At 34.2% G+C, this 7,246-nt stretch carries 9 protein-coding genes and 1 other RNA gene; 6 read left to right on the top strand and 4 right to left on the bottom strand.

The annotated features are described in order from the left end of the window. The first annotated feature begins 200 nt into the window (after window positions 1-200). Window positions 201-1,256 carry a hypothetical protein gene (locus BLT30_RS17675; RefSeq protein ID WP_089875094.1) on the top strand — a complete coding sequence of 352 codons (1,056 nt, stop codon included), beginning with the start codon at window positions 201-203 and terminating at the stop codon, window positions 1,254-1,256. On the opposite strand, the gene rnpB is transcribed toward BLT30_RS17675, so the two are convergent. The 3 genes from rnpB to BLT30_RS17660 form a co-directional block, all read right to left on the bottom strand. Then, an RNA gene (rnpB, locus tag BLT30_RS17670) (RNase P RNA component class A) lies at window positions 1,251-1,547 on the bottom strand. The genes BLT30_RS17675 and rnpB overlap by 6 nt on opposite strands. 25 nt (window positions 1,548-1,572) lie before the next feature. Beyond that, window positions 1,573-2,934, bottom strand: coding sequence for a M64 family metallopeptidase (locus BLT30_RS17665; RefSeq protein WP_089875092.1), 1,362 nt, complete (start codon window positions 2,932-2,934; stop codon window positions 1,573-1,575). Window positions 2,935-2,939: 5 nt separating this feature from the next. Further along, window positions 2,940-3,308: a hypothetical protein gene (locus BLT30_RS17660; RefSeq protein WP_139166706.1), complete on the bottom strand. Its 369-nt coding sequence runs from the start codon at window positions 3,306-3,308 to the stop codon at window positions 2,940-2,942. A 239-nt stretch (window positions 3,309-3,547) separates the two neighbouring features. Here BLT30_RS17660 and BLT30_RS17655 point away from each other — a divergent pair, with 239 nt between their 5' ends. The 5 genes from BLT30_RS17655 to yajC all read left to right on the top strand — a co-directional run bounded on the left by BLT30_RS17655 (window position 3,548) and on the right by yajC (window position 6,611). Continuing rightward, the gene (locus tag BLT30_RS17655) at window positions 3,548-4,042 is read left to right on the top strand and encodes an RNA polymerase sigma factor (RefSeq protein ID WP_089875088.1); all 495 of its coding nucleotides are present in this window, start codon (window positions 3,548-3,550) and stop codon (window positions 4,040-4,042) included. Then, the gene (locus tag BLT30_RS17650; RefSeq protein ID WP_089875086.1) at window positions 4,035-4,721 is read left to right on the top strand and encodes a hypothetical protein; all 687 of its coding nucleotides are present in this window, start codon (window positions 4,035-4,037) and stop codon (window positions 4,719-4,721) included. The genes BLT30_RS17655 and BLT30_RS17650 overlap by 8 nt, the downstream gene beginning before the upstream one ends. 134 nt (window positions 4,722-4,855) lie before the next feature. Next, window positions 4,856-5,761 carry a transcription antitermination protein NusB gene (locus BLT30_RS17645; RefSeq protein ID WP_089875084.1) on the top strand — a complete coding sequence of 302 codons (906 nt, stop codon included), beginning with the start codon at window positions 4,856-4,858 and terminating at the stop codon, window positions 5,759-5,761. A gap of 12 nt (window positions 5,762-5,773) precedes the next feature. Beyond that, window positions 5,774-6,274, top strand: a complete 501-nt coding sequence (locus BLT30_RS17640; RefSeq protein WP_089875082.1) for a DUF1573 domain-containing protein — start codon at window positions 5,774-5,776, stop codon at window positions 6,272-6,274. Between the two features lie 4 nt (window positions 6,275-6,278). Further along, entirely contained in the window at window positions 6,279-6,611 is a 333-nt protein-coding gene (gene yajC / locus BLT30_RS17635; protein WP_074237013.1) for a preprotein translocase subunit YajC, read from the top strand. A gap of 76 nt (window positions 6,612-6,687) precedes the next feature. Here the strand turns inward: yajC and BLT30_RS17630 are convergent, their stop codons facing one another. After that, window positions 6,688-7,245 carry a TlpA family protein disulfide reductase gene (locus BLT30_RS17630; RefSeq protein ID WP_089875080.1) on the bottom strand — a complete coding sequence of 186 codons (558 nt, stop codon included), beginning with the start codon at window positions 7,243-7,245 and terminating at the stop codon, window positions 6,688-6,690. Between the last annotated feature and the right edge of the window lies 1 nt (window position 7,246).

Genomic DNA, 7,246 nt, shown 5'->3' with positions numbered 1-7,246 from the left:
AAGTAATTGATGAGCGTTTTTTTTTGGTATATGGCCCCGTCCATCTATCTGTCCGGATGGGCCTTTTTTGTACCCTATAGGACAAGCCCGTACCCCACAGCCAGGTGACAATGGAGATAAGGCCCCTGTATCCCCTTCATACACCGGAAGGGAGAGATATCAGGCTTATTTTTACTATTTTAGCATTCTTAACTAGTAAAATGAGAGATATTAAAATAGAATTCAGAAAACCGATATATCCAATTGGTAAATCACTGGAAGAATATCTTGAGAAAAATAACAGAACTACTCATATTAAAATCTTTTATGAGGATCTTTTGAGATTTTCGGGTTATACTTCCTTAGTTGATAAAAATGGAAAAGATACTTATTGGCTGGATGTTTTCTATCCTGAATTTGAATATTTAGAGATTGAGACTAGTCTTAACAAGATATACACACTTTTACACTCTGATGGTGATGAAGAAACTTTACCGTTTTTAAAAGTTGATTCTATACATTTCTGTACATTTGGAAACTCTAAACCTTTTAGAATCAGAGTAAGGAATATTCTCAATGATAATTATACCAACTTCTACATCAAAAAAGCTGATGCCTCAAGAATTTATGGATTAGAGTTTGAAGATATCTTTTCACCGAACAGAATCAACTTTCTTGTTTATAAAGATACGCTGATTGAAGAACATATTTTAGGAATACCGGGTGATGTTTTCATCGAAAATTATTTACCAGATTGTACTGAACCTGAAAAAGCTCAAATTGCAAAAGAATATGTAAAATTCAATGAAAGATGTATGATAGGATTACTAGGTGATATGCGTTCATACAACTATGTGGTGATTCCTATTCATGATTTTGACCAAGTGGTTTATAGAATTAGAGCAATCGATTTTGACCAACAGAGTTATGAGGGACAACTTAAAATATACGTTCCCCAATATTTTAAAGAGAATTTCAAAATGGTGGAACTCGTAAATGAAAAACTCAAACCTAATTCGATAGAGCAATATAGAAAAGAGGTAAGGTCTGCTATTGCTAAAAGAGTTCTGACAAGTAATCAGAGATATAAAGATTTGATAGAAATTATGAAGACAGATAACATTTCCACGCCAGAAAAAATCTCCGAATTGAGTACTTCTCTTCAAAAATTGACTTACAATTCCCAATTCAAGAAATGTAAAACTATGGGCGAAATATTGGAAACAGGAATTAACTTTATCATTAAGAATTACCAACATTCCCAAATCAAAAAATAGAGAAGCGCTATAAGCCGGATTCTGTTGAAGCTTGTTATTTATCTACGATTGACATTACTGAAAATCTTGAGCTGCTTACCCCTCATCAACGGACGAGCCGCCCTTGACTGATGATATACTTAGCATTGCACCGTATAGAGTTTACCTGGTTTCACTACAGCCGAACTGTACTTGCTTTCTGTTGCACTTGTCCTATTTTTACAAATGGCGGATGTTATCCGCTATACTGCCCTATGGTGTCCGGACTTTCCTACCCAAAAATGAATTTGAATCAACAAGCCACGCTTCTCAGTTGGCAAAAATACTTAATTATAACTTAATTCTTTATCATTTTCTGAGATAAAATAAGCTGTCCATCTTTATAAGCATTGATAATATAATTCTGAGAATTGAGTCTAGAGATATCGATTTTATCTTTTTGATTAGGATCTATGTTTTGTTTTTTGATTAACTTTCCGGAAGAATCAAGAATTTCGACTTTGATTTTCTCATTGGAAATTGATTTACCTTCCAAGATGAAGTAATCTTTCGCAGGATTTGGATATAGAACGAAATCATATTCATTTGATTTTATATCCGAAACTCCAAGCTGTGTTTTGCTGATTGTCCAACTAATGGTGGAGAGATGGATTGTACTGTGATTATTAGTTCTTACCATTGTCGTGTTATCATAAACACTGAAGAGAACCGTATTATTTCCAACATTCAATTGATCCGGTTGAATTGTGATATTACTGACATCATTCTGAATAGTCGTTCCATTGACTTTCCACTCGGATTTTAAAGTGTTGGGAATTGGGAGAATTAGGTTTACTACTAAATCAATATTTGAATTTGTACTAATTGTAGAAGTATTTGTTGGTGTAAAACTATCAATAGGATTTTTAACCGTATGAATTTTTTCAACCAAAGTTTCCTTGCAAACATTGCAGAACTGTTTGTTCAGATATCGCATTTCGCAATTCTGATGCGGACGATACCAAGCTGTATTTTCAGAAAATTGATAAATCCCGACACTTCCTGTGTTCAGCCAATTTTTCCAACGAACTGTTTCCGGGTCAGAAGTTTTTGTTTTATTAGGAGATTCTCCGGAACCGGAAAACCAATACTCATCAGCCAATTTTCCGAAAGAATGCCCTAACTCGTGATAGGCAACATCCGGAGCTTGCTCGTTCCTGGAAAGGAATGCATAAGTTCCACCGCAGCCTCCATATTCCGTATCGTTTCCTAAAATTAAAGCCATATCGAATTCAGGGATATTGGCGGCTAAAGTTTGAGTGACTTTGTTTACACTTCCATATATGCAACGGTGCGTCCCGGAGGTATCATAAGAGGTGTTGAAATAATTAGTCGGATTAGAAACCGGAATTACCGGTTCTGTAACGTCAGAAGCTGTTCCCGGATGTTTTACGCCACTTTGCGGGGAGATCACTTTAAGAGCATAAACATTGAAATAATTTTTATAATTGGAATAAGGTTGTTTATTCATCAAATAATCAGAAACAAAGGTTGCATCTTCCATAAAAGCAGATTGCTCACTTGCAGTATAGCCATCTCCGAGAATGACGAGATTGATTCTTTTGTCTTTCGAACCATTTTGTACAAGAGGAACAAGATCAAAAATCTGAGCTTCAGAAGCCCCTGAAATTAAGACCAATAATAAATAAAAATATTTCATAACTGTTATAATTTTAATTTGAAAATAAGTGTAGAATTGTTATTTTCTACTTTATGAATTTCCATCTCAGCAACATTTCCATTATCATTGTATCTGTAGAAAAATTCGGCTTTGTCTAGTTTGCCAATTTGTTTTTCTATCGAGTCTTTGTCATAAGATTCAAAAACCGGCGACAATGGATTGTCAATGATCGATGTTTTGCAGATCTTATTATTCTTATCCAGCAAAACAATTTTATAATTGCTGTTTGTAATATCTTTTGCTGTTCCAAACTCTTCATTCTTGAAGAATCCATCAGACTCTTTTCTTTCCATTAATTTTATAACTTCTTTTCCGTCAGATGCTTTTTCAACTTCAAAAAATAAATAGACCATTTTGGGTTCTGCTTCCTTGGTATCATTTTGGTTTCGAATTCCAAATTGATTTGTCAACTGATTTGTACAGCTGAAAATAGAAATCAATAAACAACAAAAAAGTGTTTTGATAATTTTATTAATAATCATAAGTCAAATATAACCAATAATATATAACGAAATTAACATTTGTTTAACAAAATAATTAAATCCTTGGATCAGCTTTGCAGAACGAATAAATTCTTATCTTCGTTCTCGGAATGGAGAATAAACAGAAAGCGTTTTCTAAATTAATAAAGGATAATCAAGGACTTATTATCAAGGTCTCACGCCTTTATACCCATTCTGCAGAAGACCAGGAAGACCTTTTTCAGGAGATCGTGTTACAACTTTGGAAATCCTACGACTCATTCCAAGGTAACTCCAAGATCTCAACTTGGATGTACAGAGTAGCACTTAATACTGCAATTACATTATTCAGAAAAAAAACACGACAACCGCAAACAGATGAATTACAGGATTTTCACAGCAAAGATTTTTTAGAAGATTCTGATGAAAAACAACAACAGATTTCCTTGCTGTATAAGGTCATCAAGATGTTGCCGGATGTAGAAAGGGCAATTGTAATGATGTATCTGGATGATGAACCTTACAAAGAGATTGCGGACACACTGGGTATTACGGAGGTTAATGCCCGCGTGAAAATGAATAGATTAAAGAAAACATTAAAAGAATTGATGATAAAGCATGCCTAACTCAGAAGACTTTGATATAGATTCGTTGAAAAAAACGTGGCAAGACCAAACGATTTCTGATGGATACGATCAGGATGAAATTGAAGTGATGCTCAACAGAAAATCCAGAAATTATGTAAAATACATACTTTGGATCAGCATTGCCGAATTTGTTATTTTTGGTCTTATCAATTTCATTGCGCTTTTTTCAACAGATTTCCATACCGATTTTACGAACATTCTCAATAAACTTCAAATCAAAAATCAATCTCAAGTTGAGTTTTCTTTGGATAGGATCTATAATTGGATGAAGATTATAAGCCTCCTAATCACAGGTGTTTTTGTTATTATTTTTTACAGGAATTATAAAAAAATTACGATTGAATCTAATCTCAAAAAATTTATCACACATATTTTAGGTTTTAAAAAAGCAGTTAATCTATTTATTTTCAGTAATATCATTTTGTTGCTTTTGTTCATAGGTAGCTTTACAAGTTTTATTATTTTTACGATAAGACAACAAAATATTAAGATAGACAATCCAACATTTTGGGGCCTGATAACCGGTGTTATATTAAGTCTTTTGATCTGTATCATTATCATTTTGCTTTATTACAGGATCGCTTACGGTATTATTTTGAAAAGGCTTTCCAGGAATTTGAAACAACTGGAAAAGATAGATTCGGAAAAAGAAATTTAATTGATTTATTGGAATCAAGATAAGTCGGGCTGTGAAAGATCCACGATTTTATTTTGCGTTAAAGTTCTATTGATGGATTATGACTTTGATACAATTTTTCCTATCTTTGCACCCACTAAAAAAAGATCTTTGAAATGCTGGGAAGACGACAAATTCGCGAAAAAATTGTAGAATCTCTATATTCTTATTATCAAAACCCCATCAAGTTTGATGTCCTTGAGAAAAATATGTTCTCAGAAATCAACAAAATCTACCATCTTTACATCTATGAGCTTAATTTTCTGGTTGGATTGAAGCGTTTAGCAGAAGATCAAATTGAGATAGGAAAGAACAAATACCTTAAAACTCAACAAGATATAGACCCAAATCAAAAGTTGATCAGAAACCAGATTTTACTCCAGTTAGAAGATAACGAGGAAAGAAGAAGTTTCTCTGAAAAACATAAAGAACTGATCTGGGATCCCAATGATGAGCTACTTGTAAAAACTTTTCAAAGAATCAAAGCCGGGAAACGTTATCAGGACTATATGGCTGATAATGAGATATCCTTCGAAGATGACCAAAAATTCATTGGTAAATTATTCTTAAGATACGTTGCTGAGAATACAGATCTACACGAGAGATTCGAAGAAAAAGAAATGTCTTGGGCAGATGATTTTCATATAGCTAATTCTATGATACAGAAAACCATTGGCTTTATGAAAGAATCAGAATCTTCTCACACGCTGATAAAAATGTTGAAAGATGGTGAAGATGAAGAATTTGCAAGAAAACTATTAAGAAGGTCTCTTAACAATTGGGAGGATACAGAGAAGAAATTGGAAGCGAAGTTGTTGAACTGGGACTTGGAAAGAATTTCTCTTATTGATAGAATTATTCTTGTCGCGGCCATTACAGAATTGGACAACTTTCCATTAACAGCTTCCAGAATTATTATCAATGAATATATTGATGTTTCCAAAGTCTATGGAACGGATAAATCCAATATTTTCATCAATGGGATTTTAGACAAATACACAAAGGATATTAATCGAATATAAAATATTTTTAATATGAAATCAATCAAAATATTAGCAGTAGCTGCACTTTGCACACTTGCTTTTTCTTGTAACAAAAAAGAAGAAACATCTTCTGTAAAAAGCCCCGATTCAGCACAAGCAAGTACTGTTGTGGACGCTCTTTCCCAAGAGTCTGCTAATCCGGACGATGCAGCATTGGTAAAAGAAGCGCAAAGCAAACCGTTGACAACTATCGCGTTCAGCGAGACTGACCATAACTTTGGAGACATCAAAAAAGGAGAAAAAGTAGAGCATATCTACGAAGTGACCAATACGGGTACCAATCCATTGATTATTTCTAACGTGAAACCAGGTTGCGGATGTACAGTTCCTGATTTTACAAAAGAACCAATTTTGCCAGGAAAGAAAGGAAAGATCACTTTACATTTTGATTCTACGAACTTCGACGGAGCGGTTAATAAAGTGGCTGATGTTTTTGTGAATGTAGAAAAAGCACCAGTTCGTTTAACATTCTCAGCTAACATTTTACCATAAGATTATGCTTACAATATTTTTACAGGCTGCGGCACCAGCACAGTCGATGACACCAACGTTGCTAATGATAGGATTGATGTTCGTTGGATTTTATTTTCTGATGATACGTCCGCAAATGAGAAAGCAGAAGCAGGAGAAATCTTTCCAGGAAGCACTTAAGCCGGGTGCGAAAGTGGTGACTACTTCCGGAATGCACGGGACGATTTTTTCTATTAATGAAGATGGTGTGGTTTTAGAAACATTGAGCGGGAAGCTTAAATTCGAAAAAGCTGCAATCTCTAGAGATTTCACGATCGCAAGATTCCCGGAAACTTTTGGAGTAGAAAAAAAGAAATAATTTAAATTTTTATTAAATATAAAAAGCCTGCATCAATGATACAGGCTTTTTGTTTTATCATAAAATTATTAAATCATCATTTCGTCACATTATCCACAAATTCCAAAACCGAATCCTTGCTCCAATCCATGGAACTATCTTCCTTTTTAAAAATCCTTCCATCTTTTCCTATCAAATAAGTTGTAGGAAAAGCAACAGGCAAAATTTTCGGGTCAAGCGGACTTTCCGCAATATAAACTGGCACCGTATAATTATTCTCTTTCAGGAATTTTTTAACATCTTCCTCCTGGTCCTGCATTGCGATCAGTGCAAATTCAAGCTTGTCTTTTTTTAGATCATACAATTTCTGAATCGTTGGCCATTCGGTTCTGCAAGGTGGACACCAGGTTCCCCAAAAATTAAGGAAAAGAACTTTTCCACGAAGGTTTTTCAGATTCGTACTGCTTGTATTGATTCCCTTCAGATCGATGTCTAAAACCTCATCAGAAAGCATCGTTTCATTATTGATTTTCGCCACAGTTGGGCTCATGGCCATTTGTTCCGATACAAAATCACGAAGCGGTTTTATGAGCGCAAAAGCCGATAAAACAACAATGATGATAATGTAGATCATATTTTTTCTCAGAAAATTCATA

The sequence above is a fragment of the Epilithonimonas hungarica genome (assembly GCF_900102265.1).
In the GTDB taxonomy this organism is placed as follows: Bacteria; Bacteroidota; Bacteroidia; order Flavobacteriales; family Weeksellaceae; genus Epilithonimonas; species Epilithonimonas hungarica.
Note: the sequence above shows the minus strand (reverse complement) of the source record. Positions and strands in the feature narration are given on the sequence as shown.

Excerpts from the sequence above, each read along its gene's own strand:
- BLT30_RS17675 (WP_089875094.1), top strand. The coding sequence starts at position 201 with ATGAGAGATATTAAAATAGAATTCAGAAAACCGATATATCCAATTGGT.
- BLT30_RS17665 (WP_089875092.1), bottom strand. The coding sequence starts at position 2,934 with ATGAAATATTTTTATTTATTATTGGTCTTAATTTCAGGGGCTTCTGAA.
- BLT30_RS17660 (WP_139166706.1), bottom strand. The coding sequence starts at position 3,308 with ATGGTCTATTTATTTTTTGAAGTTGAAAAAGCATCTGACGGAAAAGAA.
- BLT30_RS17655 (WP_089875088.1), top strand. The coding sequence starts at position 3,548 with ATGGAGAATAAACAGAAAGCGTTTTCTAAATTAATAAAGGATAATCAA.
- BLT30_RS17650 (WP_089875086.1), top strand. The coding sequence starts at position 4,035 with ATGCCTAACTCAGAAGACTTTGATATAGATTCGTTGAAAAAAACGTGG.
- BLT30_RS17645 (WP_089875084.1), top strand. The coding sequence starts at position 4,856 with ATGCTGGGAAGACGACAAATTCGCGAAAAAATTGTAGAATCTCTATAT.
- BLT30_RS17640 (WP_089875082.1), top strand. The coding sequence starts at position 5,774 with ATGAAATCAATCAAAATATTAGCAGTAGCTGCACTTTGCACACTTGCT.
- yajC (WP_074237013.1), top strand. The coding sequence starts at position 6,279 with ATGCTTACAATATTTTTACAGGCTGCGGCACCAGCACAGTCGATGACA.
- BLT30_RS17630 (WP_089875080.1), bottom strand. The coding sequence starts at position 7,245 with ATGAATTTTCTGAGAAAAAATATGATCTACATTATCATCATTGTTGTT.